At 66.0% G+C, this 22,113-nt stretch carries 16 protein-coding genes; 3 read left to right on the top strand and 13 right to left on the bottom strand.

What is annotated here, in order from left to right; all coding sequences use genetic code 11:
* Window positions 1-108: 108 nt before the first annotated feature.
* Window positions 109-1,197 carry a hypothetical protein gene (locus AC1PLS_RS08535; RefSeq protein ID WP_184434191.1) on the bottom strand — a complete coding sequence of 363 codons (1,089 nt, stop codon included), beginning with the start codon at window positions 1,195-1,197 and terminating at the stop codon, window positions 109-111.
* 197 nt (window positions 1,198-1,394) lie between these two features.
* On the opposite strand from AC1PLS_RS08535, the gene AC1PLS_RS08530 reads away from it, so the two are divergent.
* Window positions 1,395-2,123: a hypothetical protein gene (locus AC1PLS_RS08530; protein WP_039527945.1), complete on the top strand. Its 729-nt coding sequence runs from the start codon at window positions 1,395-1,397 to the stop codon at window positions 2,121-2,123.
* A gap of 230 nt (window positions 2,124-2,353) precedes the next feature.
* On the opposite strand, the gene AC1PLS_RS08525 is transcribed toward AC1PLS_RS08530, so the two are convergent.
* The 3 genes from AC1PLS_RS08525 to mtnA all read right to left on the bottom strand — a co-directional run bounded on the left by AC1PLS_RS08525 (window position 2,354) and on the right by mtnA (window position 9,011).
* Window positions 2,354-4,831 carry a membrane-bound PQQ-dependent dehydrogenase, glucose/quinate/shikimate family gene (locus AC1PLS_RS08525; RefSeq protein ID WP_481104387.1) on the bottom strand — a complete coding sequence of 826 codons (2,478 nt, stop codon included), beginning with the start codon at window positions 4,829-4,831 and terminating at the stop codon, window positions 2,354-2,356.
* A gap of 194 nt (window positions 4,832-5,025) precedes the next feature.
* A complete protein-coding gene (gene gyrA / locus AC1PLS_RS08520) occupies window positions 5,026-7,737 on the bottom strand; it encodes a DNA gyrase subunit A (RefSeq protein WP_039520640.1) in 2,712 nt (903 codons plus the stop codon).
* A gap of 209 nt (window positions 7,738-7,946) precedes the next feature.
* Window positions 7,947-9,011: an S-methyl-5-thioribose-1-phosphate isomerase gene (mtnA, locus tag AC1PLS_RS08515; RefSeq protein WP_016903849.1), complete on the bottom strand. Its 1,065-nt coding sequence runs from the start codon at window positions 9,009-9,011 to the stop codon at window positions 7,947-7,949.
* Window positions 9,012-9,071: 60 nt separating this feature from the next.
* Here mtnA and AC1PLS_RS08510 point away from each other — a divergent pair, with 60 nt between their 5' ends.
* The gene (locus AC1PLS_RS08510; RefSeq protein ID WP_184650760.1) at window positions 9,072-9,368 is read left to right on the top strand and encodes a hypothetical protein; all 297 of its coding nucleotides are present in this window, start codon (window positions 9,072-9,074) and stop codon (window positions 9,366-9,368) included.
* Window positions 9,369-9,645: 277 nt separating this feature from the next.
* Here AC1PLS_RS08510 and AC1PLS_RS08505 read toward each other — a convergent pair whose 3' ends face one another.
* From AC1PLS_RS08505 to ligA, 3 genes are all read right to left on the bottom strand, one after another.
* Entirely contained in the window at window positions 9,646-10,332 is a 687-nt protein-coding gene (locus AC1PLS_RS08505; RefSeq protein ID WP_024939845.1) for a DUF3011 domain-containing protein, read from the bottom strand.
* Window positions 10,333-10,488: 156 nt separating this feature from the next.
* Window positions 10,489-11,451: an EF-P lysine aminoacylase EpmA gene (gene epmA / locus AC1PLS_RS08500; RefSeq protein WP_481104386.1), complete on the bottom strand. Its 963-nt coding sequence runs from the start codon at window positions 11,449-11,451 to the stop codon at window positions 10,489-10,491.
* Window positions 11,448-13,949: an NAD-dependent DNA ligase LigA gene (gene ligA / locus AC1PLS_RS08495; protein WP_481104385.1), complete on the bottom strand. Its 2,502-nt coding sequence runs from the start codon at window positions 13,947-13,949 to the stop codon at window positions 11,448-11,450. Before ligA ends, epmA begins: the two co-directional genes overlap by 4 nt.
* A gap of 176 nt (window positions 13,950-14,125) precedes the next feature.
* Between ligA and AC1PLS_RS08490 the strand changes: the two genes are divergently transcribed.
* Window positions 14,126-15,250: a pyridoxal phosphate-dependent aminotransferase gene (locus tag AC1PLS_RS08490; RefSeq protein ID WP_184434173.1), complete on the top strand. Its 1,125-nt coding sequence runs from the start codon at window positions 14,126-14,128 to the stop codon at window positions 15,248-15,250.
* 200 nt (window positions 15,251-15,450) lie between these two features.
* Here the strand turns inward: AC1PLS_RS08490 and AC1PLS_RS08485 are convergent, their stop codons facing one another.
* From AC1PLS_RS08485 to rpsF, 6 genes are all read right to left on the bottom strand, one after another.
* Window positions 15,451-15,855: a hypothetical protein gene (locus AC1PLS_RS08485; RefSeq protein ID WP_184434170.1), complete on the bottom strand. Its 405-nt coding sequence runs from the start codon at window positions 15,853-15,855 to the stop codon at window positions 15,451-15,453.
* Window positions 15,856-16,043: 188 nt separating this feature from the next.
* Window positions 16,044-16,775 carry a cell division protein ZipA gene (gene zipA / locus AC1PLS_RS08480; RefSeq protein WP_024939850.1) on the bottom strand — a complete coding sequence of 244 codons (732 nt, stop codon included), beginning with the start codon at window positions 16,773-16,775 and terminating at the stop codon, window positions 16,044-16,046.
* 56 nt (window positions 16,776-16,831) lie between these two features.
* Window positions 16,832-20,335: a chromosome segregation protein SMC gene (gene smc / locus AC1PLS_RS08475; RefSeq protein ID WP_054592266.1), complete on the bottom strand. Its 3,504-nt coding sequence runs from the start codon at window positions 20,333-20,335 to the stop codon at window positions 16,832-16,834.
* Between the two features lie 207 nt (window positions 20,336-20,542).
* Window positions 20,543-20,992 carry a 50S ribosomal protein L9 gene (gene rplI, locus AC1PLS_RS08470; protein ID WP_016904199.1) on the bottom strand — a complete coding sequence of 150 codons (450 nt, stop codon included), beginning with the start codon at window positions 20,990-20,992 and terminating at the stop codon, window positions 20,543-20,545.
* A 234-nt stretch (window positions 20,993-21,226) separates the two neighbouring features.
* Window positions 21,227-21,457, bottom strand: a complete 231-nt coding sequence (gene rpsR, locus AC1PLS_RS08465; RefSeq protein WP_005991243.1) for a 30S ribosomal protein S18 — start codon at window positions 21,455-21,457, stop codon at window positions 21,227-21,229.
* 11 nt (window positions 21,458-21,468) lie between these two features.
* A complete protein-coding gene (rpsF, locus tag AC1PLS_RS08460) occupies window positions 21,469-21,903 on the bottom strand; it encodes a 30S ribosomal protein S6 (RefSeq protein WP_006451585.1) in 435 nt (144 codons plus the stop codon).
* Between the last annotated feature and the right edge of the window lie 210 nt (window positions 21,904-22,113).

Raw genomic sequence — 22,113 nt, 5'->3', positions numbered from 1 at the left:
ATGCGGTCGGCATGCAGCACGCGGAGATCACCGGTTGTGAGCGCACCATCCGCAGCAGGCGACGACGATGCGCTGCGTTCTGCCAGCGGCTTCCAGCTCCATTACGGTCTAATTGCAGGCCGATGCAGCAGCGGCCAGCAATGCGTTGTCATCGAGCACCGGTGCCGCCCCGCTTGCTGGATAGGCCGCTGCGATCGCCTTCGCCGCGCGATCGGCGTCCGCCTGGATATACCACTGCGACGACGGCGGCAGCGATTGCCCGCGCACCGCCTGCTCGAAGCGATACTGTCCCCAGTAGATCGCCAACGGCTCTTCCAGCGCATTGAGCGGGTTACGCAAGGTGGCCGCACCCGGACACAGCCGCACGAAGTTGGCAGCGAGCATGCGTTTGCGCGCCGATGGCTGCCCCGCAGACAGGTAGTGACTCAATTCATGCAACACGATCGGCGCCCAGTCCATCGAGGCCGTGCCGGTACGCGCATCATGCTGCGAATACAGCAGCATGGTGCGTCCGCGCACCTTGGCCTGGGTGGTGTCCGGCTCCGGCCACCAGACGAATCTTGCCTGGAATACCGCAGGCTCCGGCACTGCAAAGAACGCCCGCATCTGCGCTGCCAACCGCGAGACGGCGGGCTTGGACAGTTCCTCGCCCAGCTCGCGCGCCTGTTGCGCGAAACGCGGTGCAACGGCGACCAGGTGCCTGGCGCGCGGAACGAAGCGGGCAAAATACGCGCGCAACATCGCCTGGTCGTCTGCCGACTGCTCGGCAATGGCGGCGTCCGCTGAGGCCTCGAATCCCGCATTCCCGAGGAAATGCCGGGAGAAAGGATCCACCTCACGGGTGGCATCTGGCGCAAACACACGGTCGAGCACCTCCAGATCGTCGTCCTTTGCCAGCCCCGAGGTGCGCCGACGGAAATCTGCGTAGGCCACAAGCGCTGCACGATCGGCCGGGTCCAGCCCGCCATGGGTTTCGAAATAGCTGCGATAGACGGGCGCCGTATAGCCGGGCAACCAGTCCGACAGGTTATCCAGCAGGTTAAACAGGTCCGTGGCCTCGCTGTAACCCACCTGCACGGGTGCCGATGACGGCATGGCCGGCGCGGCCTGCACGGTGGCACACATCACGACCCAGATCAGTCCGGCTGAGCGGACGCGCCGCAGCGTTGGCGGCCAGCGATCGATCCATCTGCGCATGCAAGGCTCCGGGCTGGCGGGTGCGCTGATTCGAGCATGCCGGGATACCGCCCGCCACGTGCCTTTGGTCAGGGGGCGCGACAGCTTCCGGCGTCGGGTTGCAAGCGAGGACATCGTTGCCCATCACATTCTCGGCGATTGCCCTCAAGTCCGCCGCGTGCAGGCCGACAAGGTATGCAACGTTTCGAGGACTCTCCATGGGCATCTTGATCTACCTGGTGCCTGCATTCGCGCTCTGGGCGCTGATTGCCACCGTGCTGGCGTTCGTGCGTGGCCGTCAGCTGCGCGCCGAATCCGGCCAGCTCGCCAGCACCCAGGACAGCCTTGCCCGCTACCAGGCCGCGCTCTCGCAGGCGAAGGCGCGTGCGGCCGCCAGCGTGCTGGAGCTGGAATCGCTGCAGCGCAGCTACACCATCCTCAAGCAATCGCTGGAGCAGCAGGAACAGACGGCCGCCGAACAGGCGCCGGCTGCCGACAGCCAGGTGATTCCGATGGTGATGGTGCAGCGGCTGGATATCGCCAACGAGATCGGCACGTTGTTCGCGCACGTCGCACGGGTGGCACGCAGCCTGCGCCGCTACAGCGCCTATAGCCGCGGCCACACCGCGCCGGAACCGGCCACCGCCCGTTACGACCTGCATTGGCTGGCCGATTGCCTGCACAGTTTCGACCAGATCGGCTATGCCCTGTTGCGCGGCAACGTCGCGGCGCTGATCACCGCCTGCCAGGACCTGCTGTCGATGTACGACCATTATCTGAAGGACGGGTCCGGCTACAACAGCCGCGACACCTTCCAGCGCCTGAGCAGCGATGTGCCGCTGTCGGATGCCACCGATGCCATCCGCTCGATCATCGTCAAGGCGACGCTGGCGCAGGATGTGCGCGATGCGGTGATGGAGGATGCGGTTGCGGCTAACGTTGGGTGAGTCGGGAATCGGGAATCGGGAATCGGGAATTGCAAGAGCGTGGGTGCGGGTGCGGGTGCGGGGTTCTGTTAGGTCAACGGGTAATTGACCGCTACTCGATGCAGGGTGTTTGGCGACTGCTGTGATGCGATTGCCCATAAAAAAAGCGCACCGCTTGGGGTGCGCTTTTTCGTTTCAGGCCTCGGGAATGGCCGGCCTGCCTTGGTTGGCAGGTTTGACCGCTGCCTGCGTCATGGTGCCTGCTGCGGCAGCGCGTAGGCCACCACGGCATCGCCTGCGGGCGTTTCCATGAAGTGGTGGCCGCCGGCCATGATCACCAGATACTCGCGGCCGTTGTAGGCGTAGACCATCGGGTTGGCCTGGCCACCGGCCGGCAGCTTGGCATGCCACAGCTCCTTGCCGGTGGACAGATCGATGGCGCGGATCAGGTCGTCGGTGGCTGCGGCAATGAAGATCAAGCCACTGGCCGTCACCACCGAACCGCCGTTGTTGGGCGTGCCAATCTCGATCGGCAGACCAGAGCGGATGCCGAACGGACCATTGCCGCGTGCGCTGCCGAACGGGCGGTCCCAAAGGATCTTGCCGCTGGCCAGATCGATCGCACGGATGCCGCCATACGGCGGCTGCTTGCACAGCAGCTTGGTGAACGGCAGGCGCCAGCCGGCGTTGACGTTGATCGCATACGGCGTACCGGCCTGCGGATCGCCCGCACCTTCCGCGCCACCTGCATCGCCGCGCGCTTCATCGCGCGGTGCCCAGCCCAGTTTGTCGGCCTTGGCGCGCGGCACCAGCAGGTTGTAGTTGGGCATGTCGTTGTAGTTGGCCACGATCACGCCGCGCTGCGGATCCACCGACACACTGCCCCAGTCCGAACCACCGTTGTAGCCGGGGTATTCGATCGAATGGCGGTCGGCTTCCGGCGGCGTGTAGATGCCCTTGTAGCTGGCCTTGCGGAACTGGATGCGGCAGACCAGCTGATCGATCGGCGTCATCCCCCACATGTCGCGCTCGGTCAGATCCGGCTTGCGCAGCGTGTGGTACAGCGAAAACGGCTGCGTCTTGGCACGCATCTGCGGCTCCACGCCACCGCCTGGCACTGCGCGTTCTTCCACGCCCACTAGCGGCTTACCGGTACGCCGATCCAGCACGTACAACTCGCCCTGCTTGCTCGGCAACAACACCGCCGGCACGTTGACGCCGTCCTTGGGGAAGTCGATCAGGCTCGGCTGCGAGCCCAGGTCGTAATCCCACGCATCGATATGCGTGGTCTGGAAATTCCACACCGGCTTGCCGGTGGTGACGTCCAGCGCCACCAGCGAGGTCGCATAGCGATTCTCCTGCGGCGTGCGCGAGCTGCTCCAGTAATCGGCGGTGGAGTTGCCCATCGGCAGATACACATAGCCCAGCTGTTCGTCGGCCGCGGCGGTGGTCCACATGTTCGGCGTGCCACGCGTCCAGGTCTGGCCCGGCGGCGGTGCGCCGTTCCAGTCCGGATGGGTCATGTCCCAGGCCCAGCGCAATTGGCCGGTCACCGCATCGAAACCTTCGATCACACCGGACGGCTCGTAACGCTTCTGCCCGTCCAGCACCTGATGGCCGGTGACCACCACCCCGCGCACGATGGCGGGCGGCGAATTGATCGACACATAGCCCGGCGGCGTCTGCCCCATGCCGACGGTGATGTCGACCTGGCCGTTGTTGCCGAAATCCGTGCACGGCTTGCCGCTACGCGCATCCAGCGCGATCAGGCGGCCATCCAGCGTGCCTTCGATGATGCGCGTGCGGCACAGCGGCGCCCCATCCGCTGCCACTGCTGCGGCGGCGTCGTTGGCTGCCACCGGCACCTGGTAGTACGACACACCACGGCAGGCGGCCGTATACGGAATCGCCTCGTCCTTGACCTTGGGATCGTAACGCCAACGCTCCTTGCCACTGGCGGCATCCAGCGCGATCACCTGATTGCGCGCGGTGCACAGGTACAGGCTGTCGCCCACCTTCAGCGGCGTGGTTTCCGCACCCCAGCGCTTGCTCGGCAGGTCGCCGGTGTGGAAGACCCAGGCCTGCTTCAATTGCGCAACGTTGTCGCGGTTGATCTGCTGCAGCGGCGAATAGCGCTGCCCGGCCTGGCTGCGTCCATATGCGGCCCAGTCGTCGTCGGCAGGCGCATTGCCCGGCTGCCCGTCGGAGGCGGCCGGCGCTGCAGACGCGCTGCGCGTGACCAGGCCCGCGGCCATGCCGGCGGCGTGTGCCAGCGCGCCATCGGCCTCGGTCACCCCAAACGGCACGAAGGCGAGCGCGAAGGCCACCACGAACACCGCCGCCAGAACGCCGGCCACGCTGCGCGACACCGCACGCGACACCGGGCGCTCCAGCTTAGGCAGCAGCAGCGCCAGCACGAATGCCAAGCCGACGATCAAGCCTAGCCGCGGTACCCAACGCCAGTAGTCGCTGCCCGATTCCCACCATGTCCACAGCAACGTTGCCGCCACCACTGCGGCAAACCACCACGCGCCCGCATTGCGACCGCGAAACAGCAATACGCCGGCGATCAGCAAGGCCACGCCCACAGGCGCGTAATACCAGGAGCCGCCCAGCGCGGCCAGCCACACGCCGCCTGCCAGCAGCACGGCGCCCAGCACTCCAATCACGCCTCCCAACGTCGCCAGTGCCCAGTGGCCGCGACGGGAAGGACGATGCAATGTCGTCATCAGTTGTTCCTCTTCGATCTGCGGCGACGCAACGCCGCCGCACCACCCCCAACCTTCGACCCGCCGCGGTGAAAAAACCGCGTTCTTTGCGAACGCCGCCGAAAAACACTGCGTTGCAGATGTCACCGCGTGCAATAAAAAACGCCGGCTGTGCGCCGGCGTTTTTCTTCAGCTGCGATGCTCGCCAGATGCGATCACGCTTCGGTCGGTGGCAGGTCGCCTGCACTTGCTGCCGGTGCAACCGCTGCATCGTCCAGCACGTCCTCGGCCTCATCCAGCGAGGCATCCAGGCGTTCGACCGCCTGCAGCTTTTCGCCCTTGGACAAGCGGATCAAGGTCACGCCCTGAGTATTGCGACCCACGCGCGAGATCTCCGAACCGCGGGTGCGCACCAGCGTACCGCCATCGGAAATCAGCAGTACTTCGTCGGTGGCGCCCAGCAGCACCGCACGCACCAGCTTGCCGTTGCGCTCGGTGGTCTGGATGCCGATCACGCCCTGCGTGCCGCGGCCCTTGCGCGGGTACTCGGTCAGCGGGGTGCGCTTGCCGTAGCCGTTCTCGGTGGCGGTGAGGATGTAGGCCATGTCGTCGCTCTCGGCGACGTCGATCACCTCTGCCTCGACACCGTCCGTGCTCTCCACCACGTCCTCGACACCCTCGTCCTCGACATCGCCTTCGATGCCGCCGGCACGCTCGGCCACGATCAGGCTGACCACTTCTTCGCCCTTGGTAAGACGGATACCGCGCACGCCGGTGGCGGTACGGCCCATCGAACGCACGGTGGATTCGCCAAAGCGCACGGTCTTGCCGTTGGAGGCGAACAACAACACGTCGCGATCGCCATCGGTCAAGGCCACACCGACCAGCGCATCGCCCTCATCGAGGTTGATCGCGATCTTGCCGCGTGCCAGCCGGAACGCGAATTCGCTCAGCGGGGTTTTCTTGACCGTGCCGTTGCGCGTGGCAAAGAACACATAGCGGTTGTCGGCGTATTCGCGCACCGGCAGCACCGCCTGCACACGCTCGCCGGGTTCCAGCGGAATCCAGTTGATGATCGGACGGCCACGCGCATTGGAGCCGGCCTCCGGCAACTGGTACACCGGCAGCCAGAACACCTTGCCGCTGCTGGTGAAGGTCAGCAGCGTGTCGTGCGTATTGACCAGCCACAGCTGGTCGATGAAATCCTCTTCCTTGGTCGCAGCCGCAGACCGGCCGCGGCCACCACGGCGCTGCGCACGATACGCGCTGACCGGCTGGCGCTTGGCATAGCCGGCATGCGAGAGCGTCACCACCACGTCTTCCGGCGAAATCAGGTCCAGGATGTCCAGATCTTCTTCGCTGTGACGGATCTCGGTGCGGCGTTCGTCGCCGTACTCCTCGCGGATGTTGATCAGCTCGTCGCGGATCACCTGCAGCAGCACGTCGGGGTTTTCCAGGATGCGGATCAGGCCCTGGATGACCTCGAGCAACTGCTTGTACTCATCGGTCAGCTTTTCCTGCTCCAACCCGGTCAGGCGATGCAGGCGCATTTCCAGGATCTGCGAGGCCTGCACTTCACTGAGCTGATAGAAGCCGTTGGCCAGGCCCACGCCCGGGGCCAGATCTTCCGGCTTGGAGGCTTCGGCACCGGCGGCGCCCAGCAGCGCACCGACCAGACCCGGTTCCCAGGTCTTGGCCAGCATGCGCTCGCGCGCTTCCTGCGGGTTGGCCGAGGTCTTGATCAGCTCGATCATCTCGTCGATGTTGGCCAACGCGACGGTCAGGCCTTCCAGCACGTGCGCACGCGCACGCGCCTTCCGCAGTTCAAAGATGGTGCGGCGGGTGACCACTTCGCGGCGGTGGCGGATGAACGCCTGCAGCATCTGCTTGAGGTTCATCAACTGCGGGCGGCCGTCGATCAACGCCACCATGTTGATACCGAACACCGACTCCATCTGGGTCTGCTGATACAGGTTGTTGAGCACAACCTCGGCCGACTCGCCGCGCTTGACCTCGATGTAGATGCGCATGCCGTCCTTGTCGGACTCGTCGCGCAGCTCGCTGATGCCTTCGAGCTTCTTTTCCTTGACCAGCTCGGCGATCTTCTCGATCAGCCGCGCCTTGTTCACCTGATACGGAATCTCGGTGACGATGATCGCTTCACGGCCGTTGTCGGCCACTTCCACATCGGCCTTGGCGCGCATGCGCACGCGGCCACGGCCGGTGCGGTAACCGGCAGCGATGCCGGCGGTGCCATTGATGATGCCGGCGGTGGGGAAATCCGGGCCGGGGATGTATTCCATCAGGCCTTCGACATCCAGCTCCGGCGTGTCGATCAAGGCGATGCAGGCGTTGATCGCCTCGGTCAGATTGTGCGGCGGGATATTGGTGGCCATGCCCACCGCGATACCGGCCGAGCCGTTGACCAGCAAGCTCGGGAACCGGGTCGGCATGACCGTCGGTTCCTGTTCCTTCTCGTCGTAATTGGGCTGGAAATCGACGGTTTCCTTGTCGATGTCGGCCATCAGCTCATGCGCCAGCCGCGACATGCGCGACTCGGTGTAACGCATCGCCGCGGCGGAGTCGCCATCGACCGAACCGAAGTTACCCTGGCCGTCCACCATCATGTAGCGCAGCGAGAACGGCTGCGCCATGCGCACCAGCGTGTCGTACACCGACTGGTCGCCGTGCGGGTGGTATTTACCGATGACGTCGCCGACGATACGCGCCGACTTGAAGTAGGCCTTGTTGCTGTGTGCGCCCAGCTCGTGCATGGCGTACAGGACGCGACGGTGCACGGGTTTGAGGCCATCACGGGCATCGGGGAGTGCGCGGCCAACGATCACGCTCATCGCGTAATCGAGATAGCTCTTGCGCATCTCGTCTTCCAGATTGACCTGGATGATTTCCTTGGCGGTTTCTGCCATTCGGGTTCCGTAAGTGAGGTGGCGGGCGAGCCGGAAAGCCGCGTCGGGGGCGCCCTGACAACAGGCTGCCGACCCCACGCTCCCGCCGATCGATTCAAGCCCCGGATTGTATCACGAAGGGGCACCACGATGCCGCCGGTTTACCGGCCAGAAACAAGCACTTGCAGGATTTTGGCGGGGCGATGCGGCGATAGTGTGCCGCACTGGCCTCAGCCGCCGAACGCCGCCTGCATGCGCGCCAGGTCCGGCTGCGCGATCACCCCGCGTTCGGTGACGATCGCATCGATCAGGCTGCCGGGGGTGACATCGAACACCGGATTCCAGGCATTGATGCCATCGGCCACCGTGCGCACGCCGCCGACCCCGAACAATTCGCCCGGATCGCGCTGCTCGATCTCGATCTGATCGCCGCTGGCGGTGTCCATGTCCACCGTGGACGACGGTGCCACCACCATGAACTTGACGCCGTGGTGGCGCGCGGCGATCGCCAGCTGATAGGTGCCGATCTTGTTGGCGGTATCGCCGTTGGCGCAGATGCGGTCGGCGCCGACGATGACCCACTGCACCAGCCCGGACTTCATCAAATGCGCGGCGGCCGAATCGGCGATCAGGGTCGCGTCGATGCCATCCTGCTGCAGCTCCCACACGGTCAGGCGCGCGCCTTGCAACCACGGCCGGGTCTCGCCGGCAAACACCTTGGCGATGCGCTGCTGCGCCATGCCGGCACGGATCACGCCCAGCGCGGTGCCGAAACCGGCGGTGGCCAGCGAACCGGTATTGCAATGGGTCAACACGCCGCTGCCGGTCTCGATCAACGACGCACCGAGCGCGCCCATATGCCGGTTGGCCGCCAGGTCTTCGTCGGCGATGGCCTGCGCCTCGCGCGCGATCACCTCGCGCCAGTCGGCGCCGGCAGCGCCCAGCACGCGACGCATGCGCATCAGCGCCCAGGCCAGATTGACCGCGGTCGGACGCGCGGCATTGAGCCGCAACAGCGCCGGTTCGAGCTTCTGCAGGGCTGCACTGCCGTCGTCGGCAGCGATGTCGCGCGCGGCCAGCACCACGCCCCACCCGGCCGCAATGCCGATCGCCGGCGCGCCGCGTACGGCCAGCGAATGGATCGCCTCGGCCACGGCATCGCTGGTGTCGCAACGCACATGCTCGACCACGAAGGGCAGCTTGCGCTGGTCGAGCAGTTCCAGGGCATCGCCCGTCCACAGCAGCGGGCGGATATGGTCGTAGCGGGCGTAATCGATATGGGCGCTGTCGTTCATCCGGACATTGTAAGCCGCGCGGGCAGCCCAGTCAGTGGCCGCATTGCTCGGCCCGCTGGGATGTCGCAAACCGAGCTGGTCGAGTGCGCGACGCCCTCACCGCGCCAGAACGTTGGCCGGCCGCTTCTTGAAAGCCCGTTGCGCAGCCTGCGCGAGGCGGATGAGAAGTTGGCAGGTGGCGTATTGAACGCCTTTCAGTTGCCCGGCTTGCAATGGCAAGGCAAAGAGAAGCTGGCCGACGCACAGTGCTCCAACCAGCGCACGTCATACCCAGCTTGCACCATGCACACCGACCATCCCGACAGGTCCTTGCCCGCCTACCGTCGCGGGACCTTACGCGGCATGGATGCCGCGTAAGAGCCTGCAAGGACGTACTTGCGGCGTGTCCCGCGATGGTGGGCGGGCAAGGGCCCCACGGCCAAGCCGCAGATCGCCCGCTCCACACCCGACGCATCCGCACCCCGTTCAATCACATCTCAAGACAACTGGGAGCTTGAGCTTCAGCGTGGTCTGGATGTTCCAAGCAGAGCTGGTTGAGGGCTAGACACCCTCACCAACCTGGTCGCGTGCTGACGGGGGCCACGGCGCTGGTTACGCCACCTATGCGATGGAGAGCAGCGGCTTCGTCAGTCCATCAGTCGACGATGAACTCGGCGCGGCAGCCGTCGTTGACCCACACGCCGTCGCGGCTCCAGCCCCAGGTCTGGCCTTCCACGCATTCCTTCTTGGAGATCTGCCGGCCCACACGCACCTGGCGCTCCACCGAGATCCCGCAGGTGCGGCGTGCGCCCTTCTTCGATTCACAGGTCACCATGCGTGGCATGGCCACGAACCCAGAACCGTCCTCGGCAGCGACCTCGAATTCGCCATCGCAGCCGCGCGAGACCCAGATTTCGTTACGGCGCGCACCCCAGCTGCGGCCTTCCTTGCACGGCCACACCGAGCGCTGGCGCAGCAGGCGCACAGGCGCACCACGCAGCACCACCGGGCATACCACCTTGCCGCCGTTGGAATCGCAGCGCACCACGCGGCGCATCTGCGGAGCGCTCAGCGCCCGTGCGGTCGCAAACTCTGCACGGCAGCCCTGTTCGACCCAGACGCCACCGCGTTCGATGTCCCACTCGCTGCCACGGATGCAACTGGTCTCGGACAGCTGGCGTACCAGCTGGACGCCGTGTTCGGTATCCATCGCACAATGCACGCGCGCCATGTCCTTGGACTCGCAGCGCACCACGCCGGCGGCGCGATCCGCTGCACGCGCATCGGCCAGCATCAGCAGCGGCAAGCACCACAAACCGCATAAGCTGATCAGCCACTTCATGCCGACAATCCTCACCCAAACACACTCTGCGCCGCGCCCCCGTGGACGCCACGATGAGAGCATCATCGATGTGAAGATAGCAATACGGTGGCGATGACAGCGGGATGGCAACCGGCGCGCGCCCGGTGCTGCGCAGACACTGGGTACCGCCGTGGGTCAGGCGCGGGCGAAGGCGAAGGCCAGCACATCGGCAATCTGCGTGGTGCCACGCATGGCCATCAACAGCCGGTCCACACCGACCGCCACCCCCGCGCAATCGGGCAGTTGCGACAACACCGCCAGCAGCCGCTCATCCACCGGCAGCTGCGGCAACCCGCGCGCCGCACGCACCGCGTTATCGCGCATGAAACGCGCCCGCTGCTCCTGCGCATCGTTGAGCTCGTGGTACCCGTTGGCGACCTCGTAAGCGCCCAAATACAGCTCGAAGCGCTCGGCCACCGGCGGCTCGTCGGGGCGGATGCGCGCCAATGCGCACTGGCTGGCGGGCCAGTCGTGCACCACGGTCAGCGTGTCGCTGGCAAAGCCCGGCTGGAGGCGATGGGTCATCAGCAGATCCAGCCAGTCGTCGCGGGTCAGGCCATCCGGATCGATGGCGATGTCGTGTAGCGGTGCGCGCAGCGTTTCGATCGAATCGCTTAGCGGGTCGATGCCCAGCGCCTGCACGAACAGCGTGCGATAACTCAGCACCTGCACCTGCGCCTGGCGCCCGACCAGCGCAAGCGCGCAGCGCACCAACTCAACGGTCTCCTGTGCCAGGGCGCGATCGTCCCAACCCACCCGGTACCACTCGAGCATGCTGAACTCGGGATTGTGGCGGCCGCCGGCCTCGCCATTGCGGAACACCCGCCCCAGTTCGTAGCAATCGCCCACCCCGGCCGCCAGCAGCCGCTTGAGCGGATATTCCGGCGAGGTGCGCAACCAGCGCACCGGCGCGCCGGCATCGACATGGCCGCTGAAGCGCGTGCTGAAGCTCTCGATATTCGGCTCGGTGTTGCCGGCCTCCGACAGCACCGGCGTCTCCACTTCCAGCACGTCGCGCTCGGCGAAGAAAGCGCGGATCAGCGCGTTGAGCCGCGCGCGCAACCGCAGCGCGTCCAGATCGACCTGCATCGCAGTCATGGTTGCTGGCCGTGCTCGCCGAGGAAGGCCAGCAAGCGCGCCTCGTCCCAGATCTCCACGCCCAACGACTGCGCCTTGTCCAGCTTGGACCCGGCCTCTTCGCCGGCCACCAGAAACGCGGTTTTCTTGGAGACGCTGCCGGCGACCTTTGCACCCAGCGCTTCCAGCCGTTGCTTGGCCGCATCGCGGGTGAGCGCGGCCAGGGTCCCGGTGATCACCACGGTCTGGCCGTCGAGCGGGCCGGTTTGCAGCGCGTCGGCGTCGGGCAGACGCGACAGCACCGTTTCCATCGCCTGCTGCGCAGCGCTTGCCAAGGCCGCATTTTCCGGCCGCTCCAGCCATTGCAGCAGCGACGCCACCACCGGCGCGGGAACGCCGGCCTGCAACAAGGCATCGGACCCGGCGCTGCGCAGCGCATCGAAGGAGGCCACCGCGGCAGCCAGCTGCTGCGCACGCACCGGCGTCACCTTGGGGATATCCATGTCTTGCAGCACGCTGGCAAAGCTCAGCGCCTCGCGCAGTTTAGGCGATGGCGGATGCGCATCGCCGATGCGCACGCCGCGTTGCAGCAGGTCGTCGATGGCCTGCTGATTGCCGGGCTGGTCGAAGAAGTGCCCGAGCGAGCGCGCCACCTCGCCGCCGATGTCGGGCACGCGCTTGAACAGCGGCCACGGCAGATGGCGGATCAACGCCAGATCGCCGAACCACGCCGACAAGGCCTTGGCGGTGCTCTCGCCGACATGCTCGATGCCGAGCGCAAACAGGAAACGCTCCAGCGTGGTATCGCGCGATTGCTCGATCGCCTCGATCAGGTTTTCCGCCCACTTGGTGGCGATCTTCTTGCGGTTCCAGTCGAACGCCGGCAGCCCGGCGCGCAACAGATCGGCCTGCCAGGTGTGCGGCGCCTCGCGCTCGCCGGCCAGGTCCACACCGATGCCGACCACGGTGTTTTCCAGCTGGCCGTACGCACCGCTGGCCAGATGCTCGCGCGCCTCGCGCAGGAATGCGTGCGGGCTTTCGGCGGTGCTGATCATGCGCAATTGCAGCAGCTGGTCCACGTTGAGCAGATACAGATCGGCCACGCCCTGCACCACGCCGCTGTCGACCAGCACCTCGATGAATTTTTCGCCCAGGCCATCGACATCCATCGCGCGGCGCGAGACGAAATGCCGGAACGCTTCCTTACGCTGCGCCGGGCAGGTCAGCTCGCCCGAGCAGCGCCACACCGCCTCGCCTTCCTCGCGCACGATCTCCGACCCGCAGACCGGGCAGTGCGTGGGCATCTGCCATGGCTGGGTGCCGGGCGGCCGTTGCTCGGCAACCACGCCGGCCACTTCGGGAATCACATCGCCGGCACGCCGCACGATCACCGTATCGCCCACGCGCACATCCAGCCGCGCGATCTGGTCGGCGTTGTGCAGCGTGGCGTTGGTGACGATGACCCCGGCCACATGCACCGGCTTGAGCCGCGCAACCGGCGTGGCCGCACCGGTACGGCCAATCTGGATCTCGATCGCCTCCACCGTGGTGGACTGCTCCTGCGCCGGGAACTTGTGCGCGATCGCCCAGCGTGGCGCACGCGAGACAAATCCCATCTCGCGCTGCCCGGCCAGATCGTCGAGTTTGTAGACCACGCCATCGATATCGAAGGGCAAGCCGTCGCGCGCCTCACCGATGCGTTGGTAGTACGCCAACAGGCCGTCGCTACCCTGCACCACCTCGACCAGGGCGCTGACCGGGAAACCCCATGCGCGCAACTGCGCCAGGATCGCCGAATGCGTCTGCGGCAACGCACCTTCACTCACTTCGCCCACGCCATACGCAAAGAAACTCAACGGGCGCTGCGCCGTGATGCGCGCATCCAGCTGACGCAGCGAGCCTGCAGCGCCATTGCGCGGATTGGCCAGCACCTTGCCGCCCTGCAGGCGCATCTGCGCGTTGTAGGTCTCGAAGGCGGCACGCGGCATGTACACCTCGCCGCGCACCTCCAGTACCTGCGGCCAGCCTTCGCCACGCAGGCGCAGCGGAATCGCCTTGACGGTGCGCAGATTGGCGCTGACATCCTCACCGGTGGCGCCGTCGCCCCGCGTTGCGCCCTGCACGAACTCGCCGTTTTCGTAGCGCAGGCTGATCGCCAGGCCATCGAGCTTGGGCTCGGCCGAGAACAGCGGCTGCTTCACCTCCAGCCGCTCGCTGATCCGCCGTACGAACTCGGTCACTTCCTCGTCGCTGAAGGCATTGCCCAACGACAGCATCGGCAGGGCATGCCGCACCTCGGCAAAGCGCGACGCGGCCAGGTGGCCGACGCGCTGGGTCGGCGAATCGGCGCTGGCCAGCTCCGGGTGCGCAGCCTCCAGGGCTTCCAGTTCACGCATCAGGCGGTCGTAGTCGACGTCGGCCATCTGCGGCTCGTCGAGCACGTGATAGCGGTAGTTGGCGTCCTCGATACGATGACGCAGGGCGTCGATGCGCTGAGCGGGATCCGGGCTGACAGTCATACGATCGCTGGGCTGGCTCTGGGCCGCCCATTCTAACGGGCCGTGCCGGTGTGCAAGTGCTGCCGGACCGCCGACCAAACCGCGCGACAGCGAGCCCGGCAGCGATTTCCCGATAGGCAGACAGGCACAAACCCGCTAGCGTGGCGCCCTCTTTGCCTGCTCGCCTGGAGCTCACCGTGCCGTTGCCCGTTTCGCGCCGTTCGTTTCTCAGCCTTGCCAGCGTTGGCGTGGCGATCTCCGCACTGGGACTGGCACCGGCAGCCGAGGCAGCCCGCAAGCGTGCCGCTGCGCCGGCCAAGCCCGGTGTGGCGCCGGCAGCGGGCGCGGTGTTTCTCAATCTCAACGAGCATCCGCTCGGCCCCTCGCCCGCCGCACTGGACGCGGCAACGCGCTCGCTGGCACGTGCGGGCCGCTATCAGTTCGAGATGGAGCAGGACCTGCGCAACCTGATGACCGGCGAGCTGCAACTGCCCGGCGACCATCTGGCGTTCTTTCCCGGCTCCAGGGACGCACTGCTTCGTGCCGGCAGCCTGTTCACCTCGGCACGTGCCGGGCTGGTGGTGGCCGACCCGAGCTTCGACCCGATCATCGACAGCGCCATTGCCCGCGGCGTGCCGGTACGCAAGGTGCCGCTGCGGGCCGATGGCGCGCACGACGTCAAGGCGATGGCCAAGGCCGACCCGTCCGCCGGCCTGATCTACCTGTGCAACCCCGGCAACGCCAGCGGCGCCATCACCCCGCGCGCCGATATCGAGTGGCTGCTGGCCAACAAGCCGGCCAGCGCGGTGCTGGTGGTGGACGAGGCGTATATCCACTACAGCAACGAGCCGTCCATGGCGGACCTGGTGCGCCAGCGCCAGGACCTGATCGTGCTGCGCAGCTTCTCCAAGCTCTACGGCATGGCCGGCCTGCGCCTGGGCGCCGCGCTGGCGCCGCCGGGGCTGCAGACCAAGCTCGCCAGCCTGGGCAGCAACCCGTTGTCGGTACCGGCAATGGCCGCCGGCATCGCCAGCCTGCGCGACCCGCAGCTGGTGCAGACCCGCCGCGCGGAGAACGCCCGCGTGCGCGACGACACCATCGCCTGGCTCAAGAGCAAGGGCTACACCTGCCTGCCCACGCAGGCCAATTGCTTCCTGCTCGACGTCAAACGCGACGCTGGCGTGTTCGCCGACTCGATGCAGAAACAGGGCGTCATCGTCGGCCGCAGCTGGCCGATCTGGCCCAAGCGGGTGCGTGTGAGCGTCGGCACCGAGGCGGAGATGCTGCGCTTTCGCGAGGCGTTTACCAAGGCCAAGCGCTGATCGCCAAGCACGGAGTGGTCATTCCTTCCCCTCTCGGGAGAAGGTGCCCCGAAAGGGCGGCTGAGGGTGGCCTCGGAGATCTACCAACACCTGCAATGACAAACGCGTCGCCACGCGCCGGCAGACCTGGATCACCGACTGCTGCACTGCTTCGCCTCCGTACCCCAACCCCTCTCCCGCCGGAGAGGGGCTTTGATTTCCTATCGCGTGGGAGTTGGAAGCGGCGCGGCAGCATTCGGGCGCAACATGCGCCGGATCCACACGTAGCTGAGCGCAAACGTCAGCACCATCGACACCGCAATCCACACCAGGAGCTGGCGCAGCATCGGCGGGCCCTGAAAGATGCGCGCGTAGTAGCTTGCATCCAACAGCGCGATCGCATGCGGCAGGAAGACAGTGACGATAGGCGTTGGCACTGGCGCAACCAGCAGCGTCACCGCAACAGCAAACCCGATCGAGCTCCATTGCGCGCGACGTGGGCTTGTCGACGCGCCTTTGCGCAAACGCAGCGCAATCCGCGACACCATCCATAGCAGCGGTGCGGCCAGGATGGCCCACACCGCCAGCAACATCAGCACCGCCAGCGCGCCCTGCAAGCTCCACATCGTTCACCTCTACGCTAGGACGCGTCCTGCGGCAGGTCGCGACTCAGACTGCGTATGGATGACTCGCGGTCGGGATGGCTCGCGGTCAATGGCTCGCAATCACTGACTCAGCGACGCTCGATCACCAGCGGTGCGCAATCACCACCCACGCACATCACCAGCAGCGCGCACTTAAAAGCAATACGCACTCACCAGCGCGGCGACTTGGTCAGCGGCGGTGCCTGGTGCTGGCGATCGTAGGCGCGCAGTTCGTCGCGGATATGCGCCACGCGCTGGCGGCCCAGCGCATTGCGGCTGTCGTCCAGCACCACGCCGTCGAGCAGTTCGGCCATGCGCTGCACGGTCGGCAGCATCTTTTCCCAGGCATCCAGCGCGGTCATCGGCGCCGGCAAGGTGAGGAAGAACGCAATCGCCGGGGTCTGCATCTCGCGGATGTTGGCCATGTCGAAGCTGCCGGGCTTGAGGATGCTGGCCATGCTGAAGATCGGCCCGCGCTCCGGATGCCCCTCCACCAAACGGTGGAAGACATTCATGTGACCGAACACCAGCCCGGTCTTCTCCGCAGCGACCACCACATCTTCGCCGCGCAGCACCTGGCCGGCCTTGGCGGCCACGAACAGCGAGACGATCTTGTCGAAATCCTGGTTGGGCCGCTTGCCGACATCGTTGCCGCCGGCCGCATCGGCATCGTCCAGGTTCAGTTCGCTTTGCTCGGCGCCTTCATTGCGCTCGAACGGGTCGCCGTCCACGCCAGGCTCGCTGGAGATCACCGGCTCGCGGCGCTCGCGCGGTTGCCCGTCGTCCTTGTCGACCCGGCGCCCTTGTGGCGATTTTTTCGGGCGACCAAACAGGAAGATGGCCGCGACCAGCAGCAGTCCAGCGATCAGGATCCCGATCCGGATCATGGCCATGTCGGACATTCAGCGTGCCTCCGCATAAGAGTGACAGGTGTCGATATTCCGACAAGCATGGCACGTCATGCCGCACCCGCCAAACGTGCGGCCTCTTCCAGGTCCACGCTGACCAGGCGACTGACGCCCGGCTCGCGCATGGTCACGCCGGAGAGCTGGCGCGCAGCCTCCATCGTGGCCTTGTTGTGGCTGACGAACAGGAACTGCACCTTCTCGCTCATTTCCCGCACCATGTTGGCCAGGCGGCCGACATTGGCTTCGTCCAGCGGCGCGTCCACCTCGTCGAGCAGGCAGAACGGCGCGGGATTGAGCTGGAAGATCGCAAACACCAGCGCCACCGCGGTCATCGCCTTCTCGCCACCGGACAGCAGCGAGATGCTGGACACGCGCTTGCCCGGCGGGCGCGCCATGATGGTCACCCCGGTATCGAGCAGGTCTTCGCCGGTGAGCTCCAGATACGCATGACCACCGCCGAACAGGCGCGGATACAGCGCCTGGACCCCGGAATTGACCCGGTCGAAGGTGTCCTTGAAGCGGCCGCGGGTTTCGCGGTCGATCTTGCGGATCGCCTCTTCCAGCGTCTCCAGTGCGGTGTTGAGATCCAGATTCTGTGCGTCCAGATATTCCGAACGCTGCGCCGCTTCGCCGTACTCCTGGATCGCGGCCAGGTTGACCGGTTCCAGCCGCCGCATGCGGCCATCGATCTGGCCGACCGCCGCTTCCCACTCGGCCACGTTCGCGGCTTCCGGCAATCCATTGACGACGTCCTCGAGCACGAAGCCGGCTTTCACCACGGCGGCCTCCAGTTGCTCTGCGCTGAGCACCAGCGCCTGCTGATCGAGCTTGCGCTGCGAGATGCGCTCGCGCTGGGCCAGCGCCTGTTCGTCGCGCTGCTGGCGGGTCTGCTCGTAGCTGCGCAGCTCGCCATCGATGCTCTCCAGCATGGTGCGCGCTTCGCTCAGCACGCGCTCGGTGCGTACACGCTCGCTCAACGCGGCCTGGTGCTCGTGTTCCAGCGTTTCCACCGGCGAGTCGCCGTCGCTGAGCTGGGCGACCAGGTCCTCCAGGCGCGTATCGAGCTGGCCGCGCTGGCTGTCCATGCGTTCCAGCGTCTGGCTCAGCGAGGTGATCTGGGTGCGTTGCGATTCCAGCGTCAGCGCCAATGCATGCATCGCATCGCGCACGCCACGTGCGGCATCGCGGGCCTGATCGCGCGCATCGGTGAGCTGACGGCGTTCGTTCTCCAGCGCCTCGCGCGTGCCTTGCAGGTCGCCCATCAGGGTCACCGCGTCTTCGAGCTTGGCGCGTGCCTCGCGTGCCTGCTCGCGGCTGGTGTCCAGTGTTTCCAGCAGCTGCGACAATTCGTTTTCGATGCGTTCGATGCGCGTGCGCGCGGCATCGACCTTGCCCTGCTGGCTCTGCAGCTGGCCGGCCAGCTCGGACACGCTGCGGTGCGCCATGTACAACTGGCGCTGCGCATCTTCGCGTTGCTGCTCGGCCGCCAGCAGTTGCTCGCGGAAGCTGCCCAGGCGCTGCTCGAGTTCGGCCTCGCGCTCCTGCAGCGTTTCGATCTGCGCACGCAGCTCCTGAATCTCGCGCTCGCGCAGCAAGGCGCCCTGCTTGGCGGCACCGGAGCGCGACACCCGCACCCAGCCCTCGCCCAGCCGCTCGCCGCTGCGGGTGATGACCGAATCGCCTTCGGGCAGGCTGCGCTGCAGCGTGCGCGCGGCCTCCAGATCCTCGGCCGCGTGCAAGCGCGCGAGCAGGCGACGGATCGCGATCGGCCCCTGCACCTTGGCCGCCAGCGAGGTCGGCGCGAAGCTCGCGTTGTCGCTGGCACCGGACACCAGCGCGATGCGGCCCTCGCCCAATTCGCCCAGCGCATCGACCAGTTGTTCCGGCGCATCCACCAGCACGCCTTCGATCAACTGCCCCAACGCGCCTTCCACCGCGTTTTCCCAGCCGCTTTCGACCGTGATGCGCTCGCCGACACGTGCGGCAGAATCCAGCCCGCGCGACTTCAGCCACGCCACTGCGGCGCCCTGCTCCTGGCCAAGTGCGGCCTGCTGCAGGGTTTCCAGCGACGACAGCCGACCACGCGCGGCCTGCGCCTGCTTGCGCACGTCGGCCAGTTCGCCCTGGCTGGCGCGCTGTTGTTCCTGCAGCCCGCCGAGCGCGTGCTTGCGCGCTTCGACCTGCTCGGTTAGCCCGTCCAGCGAGGTCTTCTGGGTTTCGTGGCGCAGCTCGATCTGCTCGAACGCCTCGGCCAGCGCATCCAGGTCCAGCCCGGCGCGCTCGTTGACCAGCGCTTCGCGGCGACGCTCGGCCTCCAGCGACTGGCGATCGAGATAATCGACGCGCGTGCGCTCCACTTCGCCGGCACGCGAGGCTTCGCCGGTGTCGCGGTTATGGGTTTCCCAGCGCTGCTGCCAGTCGGCCAGACGCGCTTCGGCCTCGCGTAGCGACTCCTGGCGGAATTCGTGGTCTTCGCGCAGCTGTTCCAGTTGCGGTTCGGCAGCGTCCACCGCCTCGCGCAACACCGCCAGCCTGGCCGAATCGCCGCTGATGTGCTGGGTCAGCTCCTGCAACTGGCTCTGCGCCTCGTCGCGCGCCTTGTGCAGGCGATGCGAGAGTTCGCGCTGATGCTGGATCTGCTGCTCGATGCGCGCCAGCGCACCACCGACCTGATAGACATCGGCCTGCGCCTTGGCCACCGCTTCGGCGGCTTCCTCGCGACGCGCGCGCCCGGTTTCGATCCGTGCCTCGGCATCGCGCTGTTCGGCGATCAATTGCTGCAGCCGGGTCTCTTCTTGATTCAGTTTTTCGCGCAGGCCCTGCAGCCGGCCATCCAGGCCGCGGTATTCCAGCGCCTTCCACTCGGCGTCCTTGATCCGGCGCTCTTCCTGCAGGGCCTGATACTGCTCGGCTTGACGCGCCTGGCGCTGCAGATGCGCCAGCTGCTTGGTGATCTCTTCGCGCAGGTCGCCCAGGCGATCCAGGTTCTCGCGGGTATGCCGGATGCGCGTTTCGGTTTCCTTGCGGCGCTCCTTGTACTTGGAAATGCCGGCGGCTTCTTCCAGGTACACGCGCAGGTCTTCCGGGCGCGCCTCGATGATCTGGCTGATCATGCCTTGCTCGATGATCGAGTAGCTGCGCGGCCCCAGGCCGGTGCCCAGGAACAGGTCAGTGATGTCGCGGCGCCGGCACTTGGTGCCGTTGAGGTAGTAGGCGCTGTTGCCGTCGCGGCTGACCAGGCGCTTGACCGAGATCTCGTTGAACGAGGCGAACTCGCCGCTGATGGTGTGATCGGAATTGTCGAAGATCAGCTCCACCGTTGCCTGCGACACCGGCTTGCGCGCCGATGAGCCGGAGAAGATCACGTCGGTCAGCGAGTCGCCACGCAGGCGGCTGGCCGAACTTTCGCCCATCACCCAGCGCACCGCGTCGATGATGTTGGACTTGCCGCAGCCGTTGGGACCGACGATGCCGGTCATGTTGGTGGGCAGGTGCAACGTGGTCGGGTCGACGAACGACTTGAAACCGGACAGTTTGATCGTGGACAGGCGCATGGGACTGAAGGTTCCGGGCACCGCACGGGCGGGGCCGGCAGGCGCTTTTTCCTGTGAAGCCGCCCCTAAGCCCTTGATCCACAAGATCTATGGGCCGTGGAACCGGCAATGGAGCATGAGTATAGCGGGCCTGGCATCGCTGGCGTGGCCGCAGAAAGACGAAGGGCGCCTAACCAGGCGCCCTTCGGGTACAGCGTGCAGCGTGGATCAGGCGTCGGATTCGACGATGACCTTGACCGAGGTTTCCACATCGGCGTGCAGGTGCAGCACAACGTCGTACTCGCCGACATTGCGGAATGCGCCTTCGCCCAGGATCACTTCGCTCTTTTCCAGCGGCAGGCCGGCGGCGGTGAACGCCTCGGCGATGTCGCGCGGACCGACCGAGCCGTACAGCTTGCCTTCGGTCGACGCATGCGCGCCGATGGTGACGCTGGCGCCTTCGAACTTGCCGGCGCGGCTCTGCGCATCGGCCAGGATGGTGTTTGCCTTGGCTTCGTAATCGGCACGCTTGGCTTCAAACGCTTCGACGTTGGCAGCGGTGGCCGGAACGGCCTTGCCCTGCGGCACGAGGAAGTTGCGGCCGTAACCCGGCTTGACGCTGACCTTGTCGCCCAGGCCGCCGAGGTTGGTCACTTTCTGCAGAAGAATCAGATCCATGGTGGTGCTCCGTTATTCGTTAGCGCCGGCACTTTGGCCGACGCAACGTTTGCTGTCCGAAAAGACGGGATTCGGGAATCGGGATTTGGGAATCGCAAGAGCACGATCAACACCGCATCTCGAATGACCGGCCTCTATATTTTTAATAACCCGCACATGGATGTGCGGGCTCTTGTGAGGGACTCACATACAACCGTGCGGGCTCTTGTGAGGAACTCACATCAATGACTCGGATTAAACGTCGTGATTGTCCGTGTACGGGATCAGCGCCAGGAAACGCGAGCGCTTGACGGCCGTGGCCAGCTGACGCTGGTACTTGGACTTGGTACCGGTCACGCGGCTCGGCACGATCTTGCCGTTCTCGGTGAGGTACTGACGCAGGGTGTTGAGATCCTTGTAATCGATCTCTTTCACGCCCTCGGCGGTGAACTTGCAGAACTTGCGACGACGGAAGAACTTGGACATGACAGCGCTCCTTAAGCGGCTTCGGCGTTGTCGCCGTCGGTATCGGTGGCGGCAGGTGCAGCATCGCCCTCATCGTCATCGCGACGACGACGCTCGCTACGCTCGGGCTTGTCGCCCTTCTCGTCCTTGCTCTTCATGATCAGCGACTGCTCGGTGTCCGGGCCATCGCGCTTGACGACCAGGTGACGCAGCACCGCATCGTTGAAGCGGAAGCTTTCCACCAGCTCGCTCAGCACGGCCTGGTCGACTTCAATGTTGAGCAGCACGTAGTGCGCCTTCACCAGGTTCTGGATCGGGTAGGCCAGCTGACGACGGCCCCAGTCTTCCAGACGGTGGATGGTGCCGTTACCGCCCTCGATCAGCGACTTGTAGCGCTCGATCATGGCCGGGACCTGCTCGCTCTGATCCGGGTGGACCAGGAACACGACTTCGTAATGACGACTCATGTTGTATTACCTTTCGGATGTGGCCACGTGGGCCGGACAGCTCCCCGGTGACCCGCGCAAGGCGGCCGGTGGAGCAAGGATTCCCGCCCGGAACCGGGCAGGAAGCAGGAAAGTATGGCAGTTCAAGCGCTTAGCCGCAACTGAGCCGAGCCAGCGGCTGAGCCTAGGAACGTAACATCTACGTGGTGACTGCTTAAGCCCCTCTCCCGC

It is taken from the genome of Xanthomonas sp. NCPPB 3218 (assembly GCF_056725185.1).
This window is presented reverse-complemented; position numbering and strand designations above follow the sequence as displayed.

Excerpts from the sequence above, each read along its gene's own strand:
- AC1PLS_RS08535 (WP_184434191.1), bottom strand. The coding sequence starts at position 1,197 with ATGCGCAGATGGATCGATCGCTGGCCGCCAACGCTGCGGCGCGTCCGC.
- AC1PLS_RS08530 (WP_039527945.1), top strand. The coding sequence starts at position 1,395 with ATGGGCATCTTGATCTACCTGGTGCCTGCATTCGCGCTCTGGGCGCTG.
- AC1PLS_RS08525 (WP_481104387.1), bottom strand. The coding sequence starts at position 4,831 with ATGACGACATTGCATCGTCCTTCCCGTCGCGGCCACTGGGCACTGGCG.
- gyrA (WP_039520640.1), bottom strand. The coding sequence starts at position 7,737 with ATGGCAGAAACCGCCAAGGAAATCATCCAGGTCAATCTGGAAGACGAG.
- mtnA (WP_016903849.1), bottom strand. The coding sequence starts at position 9,011 with ATGAACGACAGCGCCCATATCGATTACGCCCGCTACGACCATATCCGC.
- AC1PLS_RS08510 (WP_184650760.1), top strand. The coding sequence starts at position 9,072 with ATGTCGCAAACCGAGCTGGTCGAGTGCGCGACGCCCTCACCGCGCCAG.
- AC1PLS_RS08505 (WP_024939845.1), bottom strand. The coding sequence starts at position 10,332 with ATGAAGTGGCTGATCAGCTTATGCGGTTTGTGGTGCTTGCCGCTGCTG.
- epmA (WP_481104386.1), bottom strand. The coding sequence starts at position 11,451 with ATGACTGCGATGCAGGTCGATCTGGACGCGCTGCGGTTGCGCGCGCGG.
- ligA (WP_481104385.1), bottom strand. The coding sequence starts at position 13,949 with ATGACTGTCAGCCCGGATCCCGCTCAGCGCATCGACGCCCTGCGTCAT.
- AC1PLS_RS08485 (WP_184434170.1), bottom strand. The coding sequence starts at position 15,855 with ATGTGGAGCTTGCAGGGCGCGCTGGCGGTGCTGATGTTGCTGGCGGTG.
- zipA (WP_024939850.1), bottom strand. The coding sequence starts at position 16,775 with ATGTCCGACATGGCCATGATCCGGATCGGGATCCTGATCGCTGGACTG.
- smc (WP_054592266.1), bottom strand. The coding sequence starts at position 20,335 with ATGCGCCTGTCCACGATCAAACTGTCCGGTTTCAAGTCGTTCGTCGAC.
- rplI (WP_016904199.1), bottom strand. The coding sequence starts at position 20,992 with ATGGATCTGATTCTTCTGCAGAAAGTGACCAACCTCGGCGGCCTGGGC.
- rpsR (WP_005991243.1), bottom strand. The coding sequence starts at position 21,457 with ATGTCCAAGTTCTTCCGTCGTCGCAAGTTCTGCAAGTTCACCGCCGAG.
- rpsF (WP_006451585.1), bottom strand. The coding sequence starts at position 21,903 with ATGAGTCGTCATTACGAAGTCGTGTTCCTGGTCCACCCGGATCAGAGC.